This is a genomic window from Natrarchaeobius chitinivorans, from assembly GCF_003841505.1.
Lineage (GTDB): Archaea > Halobacteriota > Halobacteria > Halobacteriales > Natrialbaceae > Natrarchaeobius > Natrarchaeobius chitinivorans.
The window spans coordinates 11,824-31,394 of the sequence record NZ_REGA01000008.1 but is presented as its reverse complement, the minus strand read 5'-3'; the positions used below and the strand labels follow the sequence as shown (position 1 = coordinate 31,394).

Annotated in this window: 20 protein-coding genes; 11 read left to right on the top strand and 9 right to left on the bottom strand. The window is 66.1% G+C overall.

Annotated features, from left to right (window positions below):
• The first annotated feature begins 103 nt into the window (after positions 1-103).
• The 7 genes from lysW (at position 104) to argF (ending at position 6,336) form a co-directional block, all read left to right on the top strand.
• Positions 104-268 (top strand): lysine biosynthesis protein LysW, encoded by a 165-nt coding sequence (gene lysW / locus EA473_RS10550; RefSeq protein ID WP_124177073.1) that lies wholly within the window; start codon positions 104-106, stop codon positions 266-268.
• Positions 265-1,179: a lysine biosynthesis protein LysX gene (lysX, locus tag EA473_RS10545; protein ID WP_124195628.1), complete on the top strand. Its 915-nt coding sequence runs from the start codon at positions 265-267 to the stop codon at positions 1,177-1,179. Before lysW ends, lysX begins: the two co-directional genes overlap by 4 nt.
• Positions 1,179-2,255 (top strand): N-acetyl-gamma-glutamyl-phosphate reductase, encoded by a 1,077-nt coding sequence (gene argC, locus EA473_RS10540; RefSeq protein ID WP_124195627.1) that lies wholly within the window; start codon positions 1,179-1,181, stop codon positions 2,253-2,255. The genes lysX and argC overlap by 1 nt, the downstream gene beginning before the upstream one ends.
• Complete coding sequence (locus EA473_RS10535) at positions 2,256-3,128, top strand: acetylglutamate/acetylaminoadipate kinase (RefSeq protein ID WP_124195626.1); 873 nt, start codon at positions 2,256-2,258, stop codon at positions 3,126-3,128. It abuts the gene before it with no gap.
• Positions 3,125-4,273 (top strand): aspartate aminotransferase family protein, encoded by a 1,149-nt coding sequence (locus EA473_RS10530; protein ID WP_124195625.1) that lies wholly within the window; start codon positions 3,125-3,127, stop codon positions 4,271-4,273. The genes EA473_RS10535 and EA473_RS10530 overlap by 4 nt, the downstream gene beginning before the upstream one ends.
• On the top strand, positions 4,270-5,340 hold the full coding sequence (locus EA473_RS10525) for a [LysW]-lysine hydrolase (RefSeq protein WP_124195624.1): 1,071 nt from the start codon (positions 4,270-4,272) through the stop codon (positions 5,338-5,340). The genes EA473_RS10530 and EA473_RS10525 overlap by 4 nt, the downstream gene beginning before the upstream one ends.
• A 66-nt stretch (positions 5,341-5,406) precedes the next feature.
• The gene (argF, locus tag EA473_RS10520) at positions 5,407-6,336 is read left to right on the top strand and encodes an ornithine carbamoyltransferase (protein ID WP_124195623.1); all 930 of its coding nucleotides are present in this window, start codon (positions 5,407-5,409) and stop codon (positions 6,334-6,336) included.
• A 206-nt stretch (positions 6,337-6,542) separates the two neighbouring features.
• Here the strand turns inward: argF and EA473_RS10515 are convergent, their stop codons facing one another.
• Positions 6,543-7,055 carry a DUF3368 domain-containing protein gene (locus tag EA473_RS10515; protein WP_124195622.1) on the bottom strand — a complete coding sequence of 171 codons (513 nt, stop codon included), beginning with the start codon at positions 7,053-7,055 and terminating at the stop codon, positions 6,543-6,545.
• Positions 7,056-7,346: a UPF0175 family protein gene (locus tag EA473_RS10510; RefSeq protein ID WP_124195621.1), complete on the bottom strand. Its 291-nt coding sequence runs from the start codon at positions 7,344-7,346 to the stop codon at positions 7,056-7,058.
• Between the two features lie 119 nt (positions 7,347-7,465).
• Between EA473_RS10510 and thrC the strand changes: the two genes are divergently transcribed.
• Both thrC and EA473_RS10500 read left to right on the top strand, forming a co-directional pair.
• Positions 7,466-8,725 (top strand): threonine synthase, encoded by a 1,260-nt coding sequence (gene thrC / locus EA473_RS10505; protein WP_124195620.1) that lies wholly within the window; start codon positions 7,466-7,468, stop codon positions 8,723-8,725.
• 106 nt (positions 8,726-8,831) lie between these two features.
• The gene (locus EA473_RS10500) at positions 8,832-9,248 is read left to right on the top strand and encodes a hypothetical protein (RefSeq protein WP_124195619.1); all 417 of its coding nucleotides are present in this window, start codon (positions 8,832-8,834) and stop codon (positions 9,246-9,248) included.
• A 2-nt stretch (positions 9,249-9,250) separates the two neighbouring features.
• Here EA473_RS10500 and EA473_RS10495 read toward each other — a convergent pair whose 3' ends face one another.
• The 5 genes from EA473_RS10495 to EA473_RS22550 all read right to left on the bottom strand — a co-directional run bounded on the left by EA473_RS10495 (position 9,251) and on the right by EA473_RS22550 (position 12,699).
• A complete protein-coding gene (locus tag EA473_RS10495) occupies positions 9,251-9,985 on the bottom strand; it encodes a type 1 glutamine amidotransferase (RefSeq protein WP_124195618.1) in 735 nt (244 codons plus the stop codon).
• A 176-nt stretch (positions 9,986-10,161) separates the two neighbouring features.
• Positions 10,162-11,523 carry a class I adenylate-forming enzyme family protein gene (locus tag EA473_RS10490; protein WP_243645229.1) on the bottom strand — a complete coding sequence of 454 codons (1,362 nt, stop codon included), beginning with the start codon at positions 11,521-11,523 and terminating at the stop codon, positions 10,162-10,164.
• A 238-nt stretch (positions 11,524-11,761) separates the two neighbouring features.
• Positions 11,762-12,154, bottom strand: coding sequence for a PIN domain-containing protein (locus EA473_RS10485; protein WP_124195617.1), 393 nt, complete (start codon positions 12,152-12,154; stop codon positions 11,762-11,764).
• The gene (locus EA473_RS10480; RefSeq protein WP_124195616.1) at positions 12,151-12,363 is read right to left on the bottom strand and encodes a DUF7557 family protein; all 213 of its coding nucleotides are present in this window, start codon (positions 12,361-12,363) and stop codon (positions 12,151-12,153) included. The genes EA473_RS10485 and EA473_RS10480 overlap by 4 nt, the downstream gene beginning before the upstream one ends.
• A gap of 192 nt (positions 12,364-12,555) precedes the next feature.
• A complete protein-coding gene (locus EA473_RS22550) occupies positions 12,556-12,699 on the bottom strand; it encodes a hypothetical protein (protein ID WP_207890169.1) in 144 nt (47 codons plus the stop codon).
• Between the two features lie 116 nt (positions 12,700-12,815).
• Between EA473_RS22550 and EA473_RS10470 the strand changes: the two genes are divergently transcribed.
• Positions 12,816-13,154: a Zn-dependent oxidoreductase gene (locus EA473_RS10470; protein WP_124195615.1), complete on the top strand. Its 339-nt coding sequence runs from the start codon at positions 12,816-12,818 to the stop codon at positions 13,152-13,154.
• Between the two features lie 83 nt (positions 13,155-13,237).
• Here EA473_RS10470 and EA473_RS10465 read toward each other — a convergent pair whose 3' ends face one another.
• Complete coding sequence (locus EA473_RS10465; RefSeq protein WP_124195614.1) at positions 13,238-14,029, bottom strand: alpha/beta fold hydrolase; 792 nt, start codon at positions 14,027-14,029, stop codon at positions 13,238-13,240.
• Between the two features lie 148 nt (positions 14,030-14,177).
• Positions 14,178-16,952 (bottom strand): alanine--tRNA ligase, encoded by a 2,775-nt coding sequence (gene alaS / locus EA473_RS10460; RefSeq protein WP_124195613.1) that lies wholly within the window; start codon positions 16,950-16,952, stop codon positions 14,178-14,180.
• A gap of 438 nt (positions 16,953-17,390) precedes the next feature.
• Here alaS and EA473_RS10455 point away from each other — a divergent pair, with 438 nt between their 5' ends.
• A complete protein-coding gene (locus tag EA473_RS10455; RefSeq protein WP_124195612.1) occupies positions 17,391-19,508 on the top strand; it encodes a GAF domain-containing protein in 2,118 nt (705 codons plus the stop codon).
• Positions 19,509-19,571 lie beyond the last annotated feature (63 nt).

The window sequence follows — 19,571 nt, the reverse complement described above, 5'->3', positions numbered from 1 at the left end:
GGTGAGATGTGGTCAGCGGTCCATTAGAAGGCAGTGCAGATAGTATAATTTTGCTGTTAAGTTCGAAGGCTTTAAGGATACCCGGCTCCCAGTTGCGAGTACAATGACCGAATGCGTCGAGTGTGGGGCCGAGGTGTCCCTGCACGACGATCTGGAGATTGGAGAGATCGTTGACTGTACGACCTGTGGAGCAGAGCTGGAAGTCGTCGACACCGAGCCGCCAGTCCTCGAGCGAGCCCCGGAGCTCGAAGAGGACTGGGGTGAGTGACCTTGCAGATAGGAATACTCTACTCCCGAATCCGCAAGGACGAGAAGCTGCTCCTCGAGGAGCTTCGCGAGCGCGATCACGAGGTCGAGAAGATCGACGTCCGCAAACAGGAGTTCGACGTCGGCGAGATTCCCGAGGAGTTCTCGGAGCTCGATATCGTCGTCGACCGCTGTCTCGCCACGAGCCGCAGCCTGTACGCCACGAAGTTCCTCGAGGCGTACGGCGTACCCGTGATCAACAGCCACGAGACCGCGGAGATCTGTGCGGACAAGGTGAAAAACAGCCTCGCGCTCGAGGAAGCCGGCGTGCCGACGCCCGCGACGAAAGTCGCGTTCACGAAAGAGACCGCGATGGACGCCATCGAGAGCTTCGGCTACCCCTGCGTGTTGAAACCCGTCGTCGGCTCCTGGGGTCGGCTGATGGCAAAGATCGACTCGCCGGACGCCGCCGAGGCGATCTTAGAGCACAAGGCGACGCTCGGCCACTACGAGCACAAGGTGTTCTACGTCCAGGAGTTCGTCGAGAAACCGGGACGTGACATTCGCGTGCTCGCGGCCGACGGCGAGCCGATCGCCGGCATGGTTCGCTCCTCGGATCACTGGATCACCAACGCGGCCAAGGGTGCCGAGACGGACGTCTTCGAACCCGACGAGGAGGCGAAAGAACTCGTCCAGAAGGCGAGCGACGCCGTCGGCGGCGGACTGCTCGGGATCGATCTGATGGAAACAGCAGACGCCTCCGGATCGGAGCCGGAGTCTGAGCAGCGATACACCGTCCACGAAGTCAACCACACCGTCGAGTTCAAAGCCCTCGATGGAGCCGTCGACACCGACGTCGCCGGCACCGTCGTCGACTGGCTCGAGACGAAAGCCGCAGCGGCGGCCGACGAGGAACTCGAGGTGACCCACTGATGGCGGTCGAAACGGAGGCCGACGCCGACGACGGAGCGGAGAGCGTCACCGCGAGCGTCGTCGGCGGCTCCGGCTTTACGGGCGGCGAACTGCTTCGCCTGCTCGCCGGCCACCCCACCCTCGAGATCGCCGAGGTAACCAGCCGGTCGAAAGCGGGCAAGAGCGTCGGTTCCGTCCACCCGCCGCTTCGCGGGGCGGAGCTTCGCTTTACGGAACCCGACGACCTCGAGTCCGTCGACGTGCTGTTCGCGGCGACGCCCCACGGCGTCTCGATGAGCCAGATCGACGACTTCTTCGACGTCGCGGATACGGTCGTGGACCTCTCGGCGGACTTCCGCCTCGAGACCGAGGAGCAGTACGACGAGTGGTACGACGGCCACGACGCGCCGGAGTACCTCGAGAAGGCGGAGTACGCGCTCCCCGAGATCAACCGCGAGAACCTCGCGGGTGCCGAACTCATCGCGGGCGGCGGCTGCAACGCCACCGCGACGATCCTCGGACTCTACCCGCTGTTCGAGCACGACATCCTCGACGGTGGAGAGCAGGTCGTCGTCGACGTCAAAGTCGGCTCCTCGGAAGGCGGCGCGGGCGGCGGCGAGGCCTCGAGCCACCCCGAGCGATCGGGCGTCGTCCGTCCCTACGCGCCGACGGGCCACCGCCACGAGGCCGAGATCGAGCAGTTCCTCGGCACCTCGGTCGCCTTCACCTGCCACGCCGTGGACATGATCCGCGGCGCGAGCGCGACGAGCCACGTCTTCCCCTCGGGACCGGTCTCGAAGGGGGAGCTCTGGAAGGCCTACCGGGGGAGCTACGAGGACGAACCGTTCGTCCGCATGGCCGCCGGCGGCTCCGGCGTCTACCGCTACCCCGAACCGAAGGCCGTCGCCGGAACGAACTACGCCGAGGTCGGCTTCGAACTCGACCCCTCGAACAAGCGGATCGTCGTCTTCTCCGCCATCGACAACATGATGAAGGGATCGGCCGGACAGGCCGTCCACGCTGCCAACGTCGCACTCGGCCTGGAGGAGACGGCAGGGCTCGAGTTCGCGGGGCTCCACCCCGTGGGGGCTCCGTAAATGACGACAGTTGTCAAGATCGGCGGCGCCCGCGCCGTCGATCCCGAGGGTGCGCTTGCGGATGTCGCCTCCCTCGTCGAGGAGGGCGAAGACGTCGTCCTCACTCACGGCGGTTCGACCGCCGTCGACGAGACGCTCGAGGAACTGGGTCAGGAACCGACCTACGTCGAGACGCCCGGCGGCGTCGTCGGCCGCTTTACCGATGAGGAGACGATGGACGTCTTCAAGATGGTGATGCCGGGCAAGCTCAACACCGATCTGGTCGAGAGCCTGCACAACGAGGGCGTAAACGCCGTCGGCCTCTCCGGGACGGACGGCGAGTTACTCGAGGGCAAGCGCAAGTCCGCCGTCCGCGTGAAAGAGGACGGCAAGAAGAAGATCAAACGCGGCGACCACTCGGGCACGATCGAGTCCGTCAACGCGGATTTACTCGAGACGCTGCTGTCGGGCGGCTACACGCCCGTCGTCTCGGTGCCCGTGTTGGGCCGCGAACGCGAGGGCGGCTACACCGCGGTCAACGCCGACGCCGACCGCGCCGCCGCCGCCATCGCGGGCGCGCTCGAGGCCGACCTCGTCGTATTGACGGACGTCTCGGGTATCTACGCCGATCCCGACGACGAGTCCACGAAGTTCGACGCCGCCTCGACGCCCGCGGAGTTCGACGCGGTCAGAGACGCCGCGGAAGGGTTCATGACCAAGAAGGTCATGGCCGCGGAGGAGGCCCTCGAGGGCGGCGCGGCGTCGGTAACCGTCGCCAGCGCGAACGCCGCCGAACCGATCACGAGCGCGCTCTCCGGCGCGGGCACGACGCTCGAGCCCGGCGTGCTCGCGGACGAGGACGCGAACGAAACCCCACAGGAGGCACCGAAATGAGCGATCACGACTTCGTCTCCGGCGGCAAGCCGATCGGCATCGAACGCGGCGAGGGCCCGTACCTCTACACCGCGGACGGCACGGAGTACCTCGACGCGGGCGCGAGTTACGCCTGCACGCCGCTCGGACACAGCCACCCCGCGGTCGTCGACGCGGTGCAAACGCAGGTCGGCGAGTTGACCTTCGTCGACTCCTCGTACCCCGTGCAGTCGCGCGAGGACGCCTACGCCTCGCTCGTGGCGGCGACGCCCGACGGCCTGGATCAGGCCTGGTTCTGTAACTCCGGCACCGAGGCCAACGAGGCCGCGCTGAAGTTCGCCAGGTCGGCGACCGGCGAATCGAAGATCGTCGCCGCGACCCGCTCGTTCCACGGGCGGACGATGGGGTCGCTCGCGGCGACCTGGAAGGACAAGTACAAGAAGCCCTACGAGCCGCTGGCCGGCGACGTGGAGTTCGTCCCCTACGGCGACGGCGACGAACTCGCCGACGCCGTCGACGAGGAGACGGCGGCCGTAATCCTGGAGCCGATCCAGGGCGAGGGCGGGATCAACGTCCCGCCGGCGGGCTACCTCGAGACGGCCCGCGAACTGACCGACGAGGCCGGCGCGGCGCTCGTCTTCGACGAGGTCCAGACCGGCATGGGTCGGACGGGCCAGATGTGGGCTTGCGAAGGCGCGGGCGTCACGCCCGACGTGCTCACGACCGCGAAGGGGCTGGGCAACGGCCTGCCCGTCGGCGCGGTCGCCGTTCGGGACTGGATCGCCGACGGCGCGGCCTCGCACAACGCCACGTTCAGCGGCGGTCCCGTCGTCACCGCGGCGGTCCACGCCACCATCTCGACGCTGGTCGAGGGGGAGTGGCCCGCCCACGCCGCCGAGCTCGGCGACTACCTGGTCGACGAACTCGAGGCGACGCTCGGCGACGAGGTCCGCGAGGTCCGCGGCGAGGGGCTGCTCGTCGGCGTCGAGTTGAAACGCGGGGCGAACCGCGTCGCTCGCGACCTGGCGCTCGAGCACGAGATTCTGGCGCTTCCGGCGGGCCGGACCGTCCTTCGTCTGCTGCCGCCGCTCGTGATCGGCGAGGCGGAGGCGGACCGACTCGTGGACGCGCTGGGCGCGATCATCGCACCCGACACCGACTCATGAACGCGAGTACGAGCGAACCGACGGACGTACCGCAGGCCGACGCGCGGGAGCTGTTGGTCGACCTCGTCTCGATTCCCTCGCCGACCGGCGAGGAACGCGAAGCGGCCAAACGGCTCGTCGACTTCTTCGAGGCGCACGACCGGGAGGTGTGGCTCGACGCGGTCGGTAACGTCCGTGCGCCCGCCGACGATTCCGTCCTGTTGACCTCACACATCGACACCGTCCCGGGGGATATCCCGGTCGAAACCGAGGAAACCGGTGACGACGAGATCCTCTGGGGTCGGGGTAGCGTCGATGCGACGGGACCGCTCGCCGCGATGGCGGCCGCCGCCGTCAGCACGGGCGTCTCGTTCGCGGGCGTCGTCGGCGAGGAGGTCGACTCGCGCGGCTCGCGCTATCTGGTCGACGACCGGGACGTCGCTCCCGACGCCGTCGTCAACGGCGAGCCCTCCGGAACGGACGGGATCACGCTGGGCTATCGTGGCCTGCTCGCCGGCACCTACGTCGCGACCAGCGAATCCGGACACACGTCCCGTCCGGATCCGAACGCGATCCAACACGCCGTCCGCTGGTGGTCGTCGGTCGAGGAGTACTTCGAAGGCGGCGAGTACGAACCCGTCTTCGAGCAGGTGACGACCAAGCCGGTCGCCATCGAGGGCGGCGTCAGCAAGGACGGCCTCTCCGTCGAGACGACGATGGACGTCCAACTTCGCGTCCCGCCGGCGCTCACCGTCGAAACCGTCCGGGAGGCCGCCGAAGGCGAACTCGAGGTCGGAACGGTGACCTGGAAGGACAAGGTTTCGCCCGTGATGATGAGCCCGCGAACGGAGGTCGCACGGGCGTTTCGCGTCGCTATCCGGGCGGAAGGCGAAGATCCTCGCCTGGTCCGAAAGACCGGAACCAGCGACATGAACATCTACGCCGGGGCGTGGGACTGCCCGATGGTGACCTACGGTCCGGGGAACTCCGATCTCGATCACGCACCCGACGAGCGACTGTCGCTGTCGGAGTTCGATCGGTCGGTCGCCGTCCTCGAGCGCGTCGCGCGGACGCTCACCGAAAACTGACCGTAGGTCGAGAACTGAACGCAGGCCGAAAACTGAATACAGGCACTTCACACGAGTTTACAGACAATGACACCAGATACGGACGAGACGCAGCCGAGACACTTTCTCGAGATCGACGACGTCACGAACGACGAACTCGAGTCGATCCTCGATCGTGCAACGGCGTACAAACGCGCCCAGAACGAAGGCGAAGACCACGAAGACCTCGACGGGCAGACGCTTGGGATGATCTTCCAGAAGCCGAGCACGCGAACGCGCGTCTCCTTCGAGACGGGGATGACCCAGCTCGGCGGACACGCGGTCTTTCTCGGCGAGGACGACATTCAGCTCGGTCACGGCGAGCCGTTGAAAGACACCTCGAGGACCCTCTCGCGGTACGTCGACGCCGTGATGGCTCGCGTGTTCAAACACGACAACATCGAGGTGCTCGCGGAGTACGCCTCGGTGCCGGTCGTCAACGGGTTGACCGACGACGCCCACCCCTGCCAGACGCTCGCGGACCTGCTGACGATCCGCGAGCACGAAGGCGGGTTCGACGACGTGTCGGTGGCCTGGATCGGCGACGGCAACAACGTCGCTCAGTCGTTCGCCGTCGGCGCTGCGCTGGCCGGCATCGACCTCACGATCGCGACGCCGGCGGGGTACGGCATCGACGACGACGTCAGAGCGCGCGCTCGAGCGCTCGGCGGCGAGCCGACGCTCACGAACGATCCCGTCGACGCAGCCGCGGACGCCGACGTCATCTACACCGACGTCTGGATCAGCATGGGCCAGGAGGACGAACGCGACGTCCGCATGAACGACTTCGAGGGGTTCCAGGTCAACGCCGACCTGCTCTCTCAGGCCCCCGACGCGTCGGTGATGCACTGTCTGCCCGCCCACCGCGGCGAGGAGGTCACCGACGACGTCGTCGAGAGCGACCGCTCGATCGTCTTCGACCAGGCCGAGAACCGTCTGCACGCACAGAAGGCGCTTTTGAGTTGGCTGCTCGAGTGAGTGTGCCGCGAGCGAAGCGAGCGGTTTTCTGGTCTCTCGCCGAACGAAGTGAGGCGACGGTCAGCGAGAGCAACGCTCTCGCCGGACAGGTTTTTTCGTGAGGGTGAGAGAAACGAACCCGAGCGAAAAAAGGTGGCAGTCAAGGCCCTTCTGAGTTGGCTGCTCGAGTGAGTCTCCCCGCGGTCGTTCCGCTACAGCGATCCGTATCAGTCCTCGAGCGACTCCAGCTTTCGGACGATCCGAGCGTACAGCTCGGGTGCACAGTGCCAGCCGTCGTCGACCATCGAATCGATCGTCTCGCGCGCCTGTGCGACGGAGATGTGTCCGCGTTTTGCACAGAGCAAGACCAGATACGCCGTTCCGTTCGTCTCGATACCCTCGATCTCTGCGGCCGTTCGCCCCGCCGACTCGTCCATGACGGCGGTCGCGTCGAACGCGTCGGCACACGCGAGCACCGCGACGTCCGCATCGCTCAACCCAGGACTGTCCTGCAACCGATCCCAGAGACGGTTCCCGTCGGCCGAAACGATCTCAAAAACGCCCGCCTCGATGGATCGTTCGATGCGACGCGCGTCGGGATAGCCCGCGTCGAGGCCGGCCGTTACGACTTCGGCGTGTATTCGCTCCGGGACGAAACAGTCTCCGTCGAGATGCGTAACCAGGTCGAGTCGATCCACCTTTGCGAGGTAGATGAGGGGGGTCGCGTCGAAGATCCACATCTACAGCTCCTCGAGATCGGAATCGAGGTGGTCGCTCGAGACCCAGGTGACGTCCCGTTCGTTCGCGAGCCGCGCGAGTTCCCAGACGGAGACGCCGGCGCTCTCCGCGGCTTTCGAAAGCGTCACCTCGCCGTCAGCGAGTCGCTCGAGCGCTCGCTCGCGACGCCACTCGTCGAGGCCCTCCGAGAGGAGTTTTCGAACGGCCGTACTCCGGTCGAGGCGCTCCTCCTCGAGGTACTCCTCGAGTTCCGACTCGAGGTCGTCCGGAACGCGGGCCGAAATCGTTCCCATGGTGTATACATCGTATTCGTCGTATACAAGTTTTCGGTCACGTCGCGGGCTGGAAAGCACCCGCTCGAGCGGTCGGGGAATCCACGCGCTTTTTGTCCTCCCGTTCCTCTCGAGGCACAATGAGTCTCAGTCTCTCCGGCGAGAAACCGGCGGTACCCGACGACGCCGACGACGGCGTCTGGCTCGAGTGCATCGAGTGTGGCGAAACGTTCGCGCCGTTCGACGACGTCCGGTACACCTGCGACGAGTGTGACGGACTGCTCGAGGTCCGGTACGCCGACCTCCCGACGTTCGAGGACTTCGAGGGAGAGGGCGTCTGGCGCTACACCGCCGCCCTGCCGCTCGAGGAGGGCGTCACGACCCAGGAGGGTGCGACGCCGCTGTATGAGGTGCCCCGGCTCGAGGAGTCGGTCGGCATCGAGGCGCTGCGGATCAAACACGAGGGGATGAACCCGACGGGGTCGTTCAAAGACCGGGGCATGACCGTCGGCGTCGCCGTCGCGCGGGAACTCGGCGTCGACCGGCTGGCGTGTGCCTCGACCGGGAACACGAGCGCAGCGCTCGCGGCCTACGGCTCCCGCGGCGGAATGGAGACGCTCGTGCTCCTCCCGGCGGGGAAAGTCGCGGCGGGCAAGATCGCGCAAGCGAGTCTCCACGGCGCGCGCATCCTCGAGGTCGACGGCAACTTCGACACCTGTCTCGACATCGTTCAGGATCTCGCGAGTCGGGGCGAGGCCTACCTGTTGAACTCGCTGAACCCCTTCCGGCTCGAGGGCCAGAAGACGATCGGCCTCGAGATCCTCGAGGGCTTTCTCGCGGACTACGACGCGGTTCCGGACCGGATCGTGCTGCCGGTGGGTAACGCGGGGAACACGTCGGCGCTGTACAAGGCCTTCCGCGAACTCGTCCAGGCGGGCGAACTCGCAGCGGACGAGGTGCCGAAACTGGTCGGCGTCCAGGCCGAGGGCGCAGCCCCGATGGTCGAGGCGATCGAGAACGGCGCGGACGAGATCCGCCGCTGGGACGAGGTCGAAACGCGGGCGACGGCGATCCGGATCGGCAACCCGGTGAACGCGCCGAAGGCCCTACCCGGCATCCGCGAGACCGGCGGCACCGCGATTTCGGTCACCGACGAGGAGATCACCGAGGCCCAGCGCGACCTCGCTGGCGAGGGGATCGGCGTCGAACCGGCGTCGGCGGCGTCGGTCGCCGGACTGCGAAAGCTTCGCGCCGAGGGCGTCGTCGGTGACGACGAGCGCGTCGCCTGCCTGACGACCGGCCACCTGCTCAAAGACCCCGACGCGGCCGCCGCCGCGGGCAACGATCCGGAGCCGGTGGCCGCGGAGACTGAGGGAGTGCTCGAGCACCTGCAATCCTGATCGGTGGAAGCCCCACCGGAAAGACGGACGTACGACCGTCGTCAGACAGTCTGACGCCCGACTGACTGAGCTTTTTCCCCGTTCACGTGGTACCAGTGTTCGGCTCATGTCCGCCGAGCAACAGCCCGCTGACGACCCCCCTTCCATCACCGAACAGCCACTCGATCCGCGACCGGGCGTCGAACTCGCGTTCGAATCCAGCATCTCGAACTCGAGCACCGAACCGGCGGCGTCGGGCCAGCCCGCCGACTCGAGCGAGTCGCTCCCCGTCCGGATCGAACGAACGTATCTCCGTACCAGAGTCGCCGCACTCGAGCGCGAACTCGAGGCGAGCGAGGACCGCCGCCAAGCGATCATCACCCAGTACGAGCGGGTGCTCGAAGGCCGGCGAGAAGACGTCCGCGACGAGGCGATCGGGCGAGACAACGGACCCGACGAATCAGACACGCGAGACAACGGACCCGGCGAATCGGACGCGCGGTCGATCGGCCCCGTAAAACGGTTGGTCGACGGACTGCGTTGAATTCAGTCGGAACGGCCGACGTTCGCCCGTCCGTCCGCAGTCGCCTCGACCGTCGTCGCGTTTACCTCCCGAACGAACTCGAGGAAGTTCTCGAAGACGAGTTTCGCTTCGTGGGCCGCCCGATAGTTCTCGTCCGTGATCTCGTCTAAGACCGACTCGAGGCGGTCCTCGGTGAGCCCCTTGCGGTGGACGAGTTCCCGGGCAGTCTTCGGATCGTACTCGGGGTGAAACTGGACGCCGAAGACGCGGTCCTTTCGGAAGCCGTGGTTCGAGTACTCGTTTTCCGCGAGGGGCGTCGCACCGGGCGGGAGCGTCGAGACCTCGTCCGTGTGGCTCGTAAACGCCGTAAAATCGCGTGAGATTCCCTCGAGCAGTCGGGAATCGGCCGCCGTCCGTTCGATCCGGCTGTAGCCCACCTCGTAGACGCCCATGTCCTCGACGGTGCCGCCGAGGACGTCCGCGAGTAGCTGGTGGCCCCAGCAGACGCCGAAGAAGGGAATGTCGCGATCTATTGCCTCGCTAACCCACGAGCGGGTGGCGTCGATCCAGGGCTCGTCCCAGTAAACTGACGTCCTCGAGCCGGTGACGACTGCACCGTCGAAATCGAACGTTTCGGGGAGCAAGCCGTCAGTCACGTCGAACTCGGACAGCGAGGCGTCGAGTTCGCGCCGGAAGTTTCGCGTCGTATTGTCGTCCCGTTGAGATGCGTTGAGGACGGCGATCCGCAGTTGACTCATCGAGGGGTACTGGTGGCTCCGGAGGGATATTCCTTCTGTACGTCGCCGACGTTGCCGCGACCACTGATACGGTCTGCTATGACTGATTGCCGGTCGATAGCCCGCCGTTCTGCGATCGACCGGTAAAGACTCATAGTAGACCGTATGACGCCGCCTCTGGCTCACGGCAGTTCGTGTCACTCGAGGACGAAGCCGCCGTCCCCGTCGCGGCGAACCCACTCTTCGGTGTCGAACCAGCCGTCGACGAATCGCCCGCCGCCAGCGAATCCAACGTCGTCCGGTTTCACCGTTCGGTCGGACGTCGCCTCGTTTTCCCCGCCATCGTCGTCGGCGAAACCGGCAGCATTTACGTAGCCGTCGGCGACGACCGGTCCCGAGACCTGGAGTCGGCCCGTCCCCGGGCCCTCGAGTACGTCGCCGTCTTCGTCGACCACTCGAACCCGGCAGTCCGGAACCGGAACGCCGACCGCGACGCCGTCGTCGGGTGTGAGTCGCGGATCGACGCCGTTCGGTTCCGGTTGACAGAGCGCGGCCGGACACTCGAGTCGACCGTACGCACGGGTGACCGTCACGCCGCGCTCGTGGTAGGGATCGAGCAGATCCGCGGTGACCGACTGGTCGGGGACGGCCCGCTCGAGCGAGCGTGTCGCGTCGTCGAACGACGAATCCGCAGCGAGGTCCCGGAACGCCGGTTTTCGCCCGACGAGTAGCGTTGCGTCCTCCTCAGCCATCGCGGTCAGCGTATCGCCGGGATCGAACGCCCGATCGAGCAGGAGTCGACCGCCGACGTAAAGCAGCGAAAGCGCGTTACGCACGAGTCCGGTTGCCGTCGCAAGTGGCGATACGACCGGCGAGACGTCGTTCCGACGGAGCCCCCACGTCACGACTGCCGTGATGCAGTTCCACTCGAGGGTTCGTTCGGAGAACGCGGCGACCGGTCGACCGCCCTCGCCGTGGAGGGCGAGCAGCGGCCGATGGCGGTCGTCCGAATCCGGTTTCGGTCTCTGCCGATTGTTCCCTGCGTTCTCCGACTGCGGCCGGTTGCCGTCCGCGGGGTCCGCGTCGGCGGCGTCGGTGTCGGTGGCGTCCACGTCGGCGGGATCGATATCGGACAGCGCCTCGAGGGTCATCGACCGGTCAAAGGGGATCGAGCGGACGAGGTCGCGCTGGGCGGGTTCGGCCAGGACGAGCGACGGCTCGAGCGCGTCGAACGGCCGTTCGACCGTCACCGGCGTCAGGAGATGCGAGATGGGAGCGAGCGTCGCGCCGAGGCGTCGACAGGCGAACAGGAGAGCGAGCGAGGCGATCCGGTTTCGGGTGAGCAGACAGACGGTGTCGCCCGCGTCGATCCCGACCGAGGCGAGCCGGGCGGCCGTTCGATCTGCCAACTCCGAGAGTTCGGCGTAGGAGACTCGATTCTCGTGGATGGTCTCCGGGGGCGCGTACCGCCGATCCTCGGAGATGTCGACGACGGCCGTTCGGTCGGGAAATCGAGCGGCCCGCCGGGCGAGCGAGAGAGTCACGTCGTCGAAAACCACGCTCGAGACCGTAGGTGCTTGGGGGTCATCTGCAAGGAGACGTTCGTCGAAATCAGTGGCGTCCCAAGCCTGCACTGATGAGCGAAATCACGCGGTGTGGTTCGATTTCGCTCATCAGCCGACGCTTGGGAGGGTACTCATACGGATCACTGTCACTGTTTACCGGCGCCCCGGCGACCAGGGCGGCGGATGCGCCGGTAAGGACTGACAGTAAACCGTATCAGGCGGCGACGATCGCTCAGACGAGATCGACGTCGAGCACGTCAGAGATACCCGCAACGTCGAAATCCGAGTCGGCCACGACGAGTCGTTCGTCGAGCGCCATCGCTGTTCCGGCGATGAACGTATCTCGAGCAGCAAGCGCACTGCCCTGCTCGTGAAGAACAGTCTGTAATTCGGCTGCCGATCGGGCGATTTCAGCCGTGTTCTCGATAACGGTGAGCCACTCGAGGGCTCCGTCAACGGCGTCGAAGTCCGCTGCTCCGGATTTGAACACCTCGCCCTGGTACACTTCGAACACTACGATGGGCAGAGCGACCGCCCGTTCGTCGATGTGTTCCCGAACGTACCGAACAGCGCCGTCCTCGCCGTTCAAGTAGCTGATGAGCACGCTGCTGTCGTAGACGGTCATCGGCCCCCGAGGTCTCGCTTCATCTCGTTACGTACCGCTCGTGCCTTCTCCGCCGCGTCGGTTCCCTTCCAGAGACCGGCCCCCGACCGGACGCTTTCCCGGCGTTCCTCGACGAGACGAGAGAGTAGCTCGTCGAACGTCTCGTCTTCGCCTTTCAGTGACGAGAGAGCGGCGTGAGTGTCCTCGTCGACGCGGATACTCTTGCTCACAGATGGTTGTATACGGGCCAGTATACAAGTCTGTTTTGCTCACAGACTGGCGGCGATCGTCCGATCACAATCGGTTCGAGTCATCGCGATGGCACTCGCGAACCGGCGATCGGTACGACCGCTGTGTCCGCTAGTGGCGTCCCAAGCCTGCACTGATGAGCGAAATCGGACCACATCGCGTGATTTCGCTCATCAGTCGACGCTTGGGAGGCTATTATAGAGCAGTCCGGCGTCAATCAACTCGCTCAGTCGGGCCGATAGCGTGGAACTGCTGACGCCGCCGAACGTATCCTCGATCTCGCCGTATCTGATACGGTCTACCGTTGGCAGTGCCACCAGGGTCGCCGTCCGCGGACCTCGGATTCTCTGTCGTCGGTTCGATCACTCGAAGCTACTCCAATACTTCGGACTTTGAAGTATAAGCACTTCACTATTCAAAGCTAAGGCGCAGCATGACAGGATCCGACCCGAACCCACCGATTGCCTGTACGTTAAACGCCGAACAGCGAGCGGAACGCGCCGAACGTCTCCGCAACGTCCTCGCCGACCGGTACGAGGACGCCACCGAACGCGAGGACGGCTACACGTTCCAGTTCGACGGCAGCGACGAAACACTGGCCGCTCTCGCGACGTTCGTCGCGAACGAACGACAGTGTTGCTCGTTTGCCGAGTACACCATCGATACGTCGCCGCCGTACGATGAGACGCGGCTTACCATCACCGGCCCCGAGGGATCGAAAGCGGTGTTCGACGGATTGGACGATTTCCTAAACGAGGCGAAAACGGCCTAAGGCTCCGTACAGCGATCCCTATACCGGTACGAACGCAAAGCAGAGCTCCGTCATCGACACCGCTTTTTCGGGGACGACTACGTCTACCGTTCGTCGGCCATCTGCTCCTCGAGCCACCCCGCGATCCGATCGTTGACCGTCCGTGACTGCTCGATGAAACAGAGGTGGCCCGCGCCTTCGAGCGGGACGAACTCCCCTCGCGGTAGTCCACGTGCGAGGTCGCGGCCCGCCGCGGCCGGGACGAGTTCGTCGTCGGTACCGTGGAACACCTGCGTCGGCTGGGTCACCTCGAGCAGCCGTCCGCTCGCGTCGAATCCCTCGAGCGCGGCGACCTGGGCTTCCCAGCCCGCACGGTCGGCGTCGCCGTCGGCGCGCCAGTCGACGATGCCGTCGACGGCGTCGGGCTGTTCGTCGCGAAACTCGGCGGAGAGCGCCGTCTCGAGCGACCGCCGGAGGGCGTCGCGATCGTCCGGCGGAGCGAACAGCGACTCGAGGGCGTAGTCGTCCCCGCGGGCGGCGACACCGAAGAGCGTCAGCGTCTCGACCCGGTTGGTCGCGCGGGCCGCACTAAGCGCGACCGCGCCGCCGAGACCGCAACCGACGAGGTGAGCGTCGCGGATTTCACAGTCCGCGAGGACGGTCTCGAGGTCGGCGACGAGGTCCTCGAGGTCGCACGGGCCGGGCGGTGCGTCGGAGCGGCCGGTTCCCCTGAAATCCCAGACGACGGTCTCGAACGGGCCGGCGAGTCCGGCGTGTTGCCAGCCCCAGAGCCAGCCGCCGAGGCCGGCCTCGGGAACGAAGACGATCGAGTCGGCGTCGGGATCGCCGTCGCGCTCGTAGTACAGCGAGACGTCGCCGTTCGTGGCGGTGGGCATACCGACTGGAAGTACCCGGAGGAAGGCGACGGTTTCGGTTCCACGCGGTGACGGTCGTCCTCAGTCCTCGAGACTCGAGCTTTCGGACGTGTTTCACGGGTGGTACCGTGAACTCGAGGGGTTCGAAAATCGAGTATCGGTATCCGGATTAGGCGTCCTGGATCTGGCGCAACACGTCGGGTGCGTCCTCGAGCGCCTCGTCCAGGGCGTCGACGTCCGGACCGCCGCCCTGTGCGAAGTCGGACGGTCCGCCGCCGCCCCCGCCGACCTTCGCGGCGAGTTCGCCGACGACCTCGCCGGCGTTGACGCCGACGCCGTCGGGGACGGCGACGACGAACTGGGCGCTGCCTTCTCCGCTGGCGAGGACGGCGATACTCCCCTCCTCGGCGATGGCGTTCGCGGTCGCCCGTAGTTCGCCCACGTCGGTGTCGATCCGGTCGACGACCGCCGTGGTCTCGCCGACGTCGACCTCGTCCGCACCGTCCCCGCCGCCGGCGCGAGCTTCGGCGAGTTGCTCTTTCAGCTCTTCGATCTGCTTGCCGCGGTCTTTCCACTCCTCGAAGAATCGATTTGCGGTGTCGGGAACGTCTTCGGGCGAGACGTCGAGGACCTCCGCGGCGTCGTAGAGGGCGTCCTCGGTTCGCTGGGTCGCCTCGAGGGCGGCCTCGCCGGCGGCGAACGTGATTCGCTCGACGCCGTCCTGGACGCGTTCGGTCGAGAGCACTTTGATCGCACCGACGTCGCCGGTTCGGGCGACGTGGGTCCCCCCGCAGGCCTGGACGTCCTCGGCGACGTGGATGAGCCGGATCTGTTCGCCCGGCGGAATGCCACCCTGGTAGAGGTCGAAGCCGTATTCGGCCTCGGCGTCGTGGCGGTCGGGCCACTCCTGGCTGATCGACGTGTTCTCCATCACGACGTCGTTTGCGATCCGTTCGATCTCTCGGACGGTCTCGCGGTCGATCCGGTCGTAGTGGCGTACGTCGATCCGGGAGGAGTCGACGCCTTTCTGCGCACCGGCCTGACGGATGTGATCGCCGAGGACCTGTCGTGTGGCGTGGACGACGATGTGGGTGGCCGTGTGGTGGCGCATGAGCTGTCTGCGGCGGCCGGTGTCGACCTGGCCGTTGACGAACCCGCCCTTGCCGGGATCCTCGTCGGTCCGGTGGAGAACGACGCCGTCTTCGATCTGGACGTCGCGAACCTCGACCGTGGTTTCGTCGGTCGAGAGCGTTCCCGTGTCGGCGGGCTGTCCGCCGCCTTCGGGGTAGAACATCGTCTGATCCAGAACGACGTCGTACCCGTCCTCGCGCTCAAAGACGTCGAGGACGACCGCCTCGAACTGGGTGCGCTGCTGGTCGTCGTAGTAGAGTTTTTCCGTCTCGGGAAGGTCTTCGAAGCGTTCGTCACCGTCTTCAGTCACGCCCTCGAGAGCCGTCTCGGTGTCGTGGCGCTGTGCGACGAGGCTGTAGAAGTCGTCCGGGACCTCGACTGTCGCCCCGGCGTTAGCGGCGATCTCTTCGACCATGTCGGGCTGGATGCCGTGTGAGTCGTAGAGTTCGATGAGTTCGTCGGTCGGGATCGCCTCGCCGCGGTCGGCGTACTCCTCGGCGAGGGATTCGACCCGTCGGCCGCCCCGATCGAGCGTCTCGCGGTACTTTTCGACCTCCGTCCGGACGATGTCGCGGATGGTGTCGCGGTTCTCGTAGCCGAGGCGGTCGGCCTGCATGTCGACGAGTTCGTCGAGCGGCGCGTCGACGCCGACGTTGTCACACAGGCGCTTCGTGCGCCGGAGGACCATTCGGGCGAGATAGCCGGTACCGACGTTCGACGGGACGATGCCGTCGCCGAGCATGTACGCGAGCGTCCGACAGTGGTCGGCGATCGCGTAGATGTCCTCGAGCGGTTCGACCAGCGTCCGGAGTTCGTCGGTCGAGACGTCGAGCCGGCCGGCGATGTCGTCGCGTGCGGCCTCGACGTCGTCGACGTCGTCGATGTCCAGATTGCCCGAGAGGCGTGCGGCACGGCCGACGAGTTCGGCTTCCTCCTCGGTGTGGGAGATTCCCGCGTTGTCCTTGAGGAAGGCGATCATCTCGGGGTAGATGGCCTCGTACACCGTCGGCGTCCCCTGGCTCATCCAGGTCCAGCGCTCGAGCCCGTAGCCCGTGTCGACGATGTACGTGTCCATGAACGAGTAGGTGTTCCCGTCTTTGAGTTCGTACTCGCCGTCGGGGTCCTGTTCCATGCACATGAAGACGAGCGTCGCGAGTTCGAGGCCGCGGTAGATGACCTCGATCGCGGGGCCGGCGTTACCGCCGCCGACCCACGGGTCCTCGATGTAGGTGACGTCGGTGATGTCCGCACCCATCGAATCGAGCAGTTCGTCACACAACTCGACGGTGCGACTCTTCCAGTAGACTTCGCCCTGATAGGCGTACTCCTCGTCAGCCTCCTCACGCGCGTTGAACGCGTGGTGGGCCATCATCTCGAAGGCCATCGTGTGTCTGCCCGTCTTGCCGACGTTGTCGATGTCCTGCATCCGGATGCAGGGTTGAGAGACCGTCAGCGGGTTCGCCGGCGGCGGCGTCTCGCCGGAGGTGACCAGCGGCTGAAAGTCGTAGATCGACGCCTGGGTCAACAGGACGTCGTCGCGCCAGCGATTGGCTGCGACGGGGTAGGGCTCGATCCGCTCGTGGTCGTGGTCTTCGAAAAACGAGAGAAACGCCTCGCGCATCTCCTCGAGACTGTACTCCTCGTCGAAACCCGGGTTGTCGATGAAGTCGTACTCCTCACACGGGGGTTCACCGCAGGTTTCCCGGCCTTCGTCGCGCGTCCAGAAGTGCGCCCCACACTCGGGACACTCCTTTCGCACGAAACCTTCCTCCTCGAAGTACTCGAGGCGGTATTCGTCCGCCAGTTCGCTCATTGTACGTGTGTTGGCCAGCCAGCGCCTAAAACAGTTCCGCAACGTTCATTGGCTGATACGGACCGTACACCGATGTATCGGGGGGCACCGAACCTGCCCCCGACTCACCGAAACTGTCGGACAGGAGACCGTCGGGCGCTGCCCGTGTCCACCCATCAGCCGAACCCGGTAATCTGGTTTCGGATCGAACCCGGTAATCCGACCCCGCTGCTCGGACCCGGTAATCCGGTCCCACTGATCGAACTCGATACCCATCCAACCTCGAGTACCGCGTCAGTCTTTCGCCGCGACCGAAATTCGACAATCAGCGATTCTCACCAAGACACCTGTCGTACAATAGTGGCAATATCGCCGCCTCACGAGTCGAAACGCCCAGCAGAATTTTATCGTGGTCATCCGGACCTACGTATAGACGGACAAGTGGATTCGATGACATCGATGGCACACTCGACACCGCGGGCACACCCCCTCTTGATACTCTACGTGGCCGCGACGGACGAACGCGCCCAGGACGGAGCGCTCGCCCTCGAGGAGGTTCCCACCGGGCCGGATCGGACGGTCCACCCGACGGCGTCTGTCGACCGGATCCGCGAGTGGACGCCGGAGGTCGACTGCGTCGTCTACGCCGGTCCGCCCGAGACCGACGCTGATTCGCCGGCGGAGGGACCCACTTCGGCGAAGGGCGGAGACGAGTCACGCCTGGACGAGGTGGCCGCGGCCTGTGGATCGACGCCGCTCGTCATCTTTGCGGACGGACAGGACGCCCCTCCGGCGCTTCACTCGAGCGACTGCGTCGACGGCTACGTTCGCCGTGACGCCGACGACGCGCTGGAACACCTGGTCGACGAGATCACCTGTCTGTGCCGCGGCGACGACGTTCAGCCGGCCGGCGATCCCTTCCCGAGCGGGAACGACCACACGGGAATCGCCGCCCTCGAGACCGCGGCGACGATCGCCACGTGTCGCGACCGCGATCGGCTCTTCGACCGGCTCGTCGACGGCGCGGTGGACGTCCTCGGGTTCGAGTACTGCTGGATCGCGACGATCAACTTCGGCGAACTCGTACCGCGTGCCGTCGCACCGGCAGTTCCGGACGGCGCGCTCGACTCCACGCCGCTCGACGATCCGCTCAGCGTCGCGTTTCGAGCGCGTCAGTCGATCCGAATCGCGGACCTCTCGACCGTCGATGCCGTCGAGGCGCCGTTCGAACACGTCCGGTCGCTGTGTTGCGTTCCGGTCGGCGACGTCGGCGTCCTCTACGTCGCATCGGAACTCCCCGACGCGTTCGCGACGACCGACCTCGAGTTGCTCGAGGGGCTGTGTGGAACCGCCGCGTCGATCCTCGAACGGAACTGGACGGAGACGGGAATCAGCAACGAACGGGACAGGCTCCGGCGCGAACGCGAGCGACTCGTCGCGGAGTACAACCGACTCGCCGCCGACCGGGATCGAATGGAGGCCGACCGAAACGACCTCGTCTCGCTCGTCTCGAGCGTCTCCGAGCCGACGATTCGGTACGGGTTCGTCGACGGACGGCCGGTGGTTCGAGACGCAAACGAGCCGTTCGTGGCGGTCTTCGGCGACGACGCCGCGGACCTCGCGGACGTTCCGGTCGTCGAGTACGCCGTCCCGAACGGCCTCAGCGAGGAGGCAAAGACGCTCCGCGAGGCGATCCAGTCGGGTGAACAGCGCCACCTCCAGTGTCGTCACGAAACCGTCGACGGCGTCCGCGAGTTCGTCCTGACCGTCGTTCCGCTCGAGACCGGAACCGCCGAATCCGCCAACGGGGGGAAAACCGCCGAATCCGCGGACGAACTCGAGTCCGACGGACCTGCAGACGCGCTCGAGTCGGGCGGTCTGCTGGTCTATGAGGACGTCACCGAATCGCGGCGTCGGAAACGCGCGCTCGCAGCAACGAGAGATCGCCTCGAGACGATCGCGGAACTCGTCGACGACGAGACGCGAACGCCGCTGAACGCCGCTCGGGGCTACCTCGAACTCGCCGAGAAAACCGGCAACCGCGAACACTTCGAGATGGTCGAACAGGCCCACGACCAGCTCTCGGGGTCCCTCGAGGCGGTGACCGAGGTCGCCGCCACCGGCGACGTCGAGACCGAACCGATCGGGATTCGGGAGATGGCACACCTCGCCTGGATCGACGCGGAAACCGGCGATGCGACGCTCGCGACCGACGGCGACCTCCTCCTCGAGGCGAACCGCGACCGGTTGCAGGAGCTGTTCGAGTACGTCCTGCGGGTGGCGATCGAAGACGCGAACGCGACAGGCGAGCCCGACGCGGATCCGGTCACCGTCACCGTCGGTGCGACCGACGACGGGTTCTACGTCGCCGGACACACCCCGCGCTCGAACGAGGCGAACGACGATCGACGGAGCGACCCGGAACCCGGTCGGCTGGTCGACGCCGACGGAACCAGCACCCAGCTCGAGCTCGTCGAGCGAATCGCCGACGCCCACGGCTGGGACGTCGGCGTCGCGGAGGACGACGACGGCACCGCGTTCGCCTTCCGCGGCGTCGACGCGATCGATCCCGACTGACTGCGCCGTTTTCCCGCCCAACCGATCGAACGACGGTAAAGCGCCCGTTCGAACGTGTAGAAG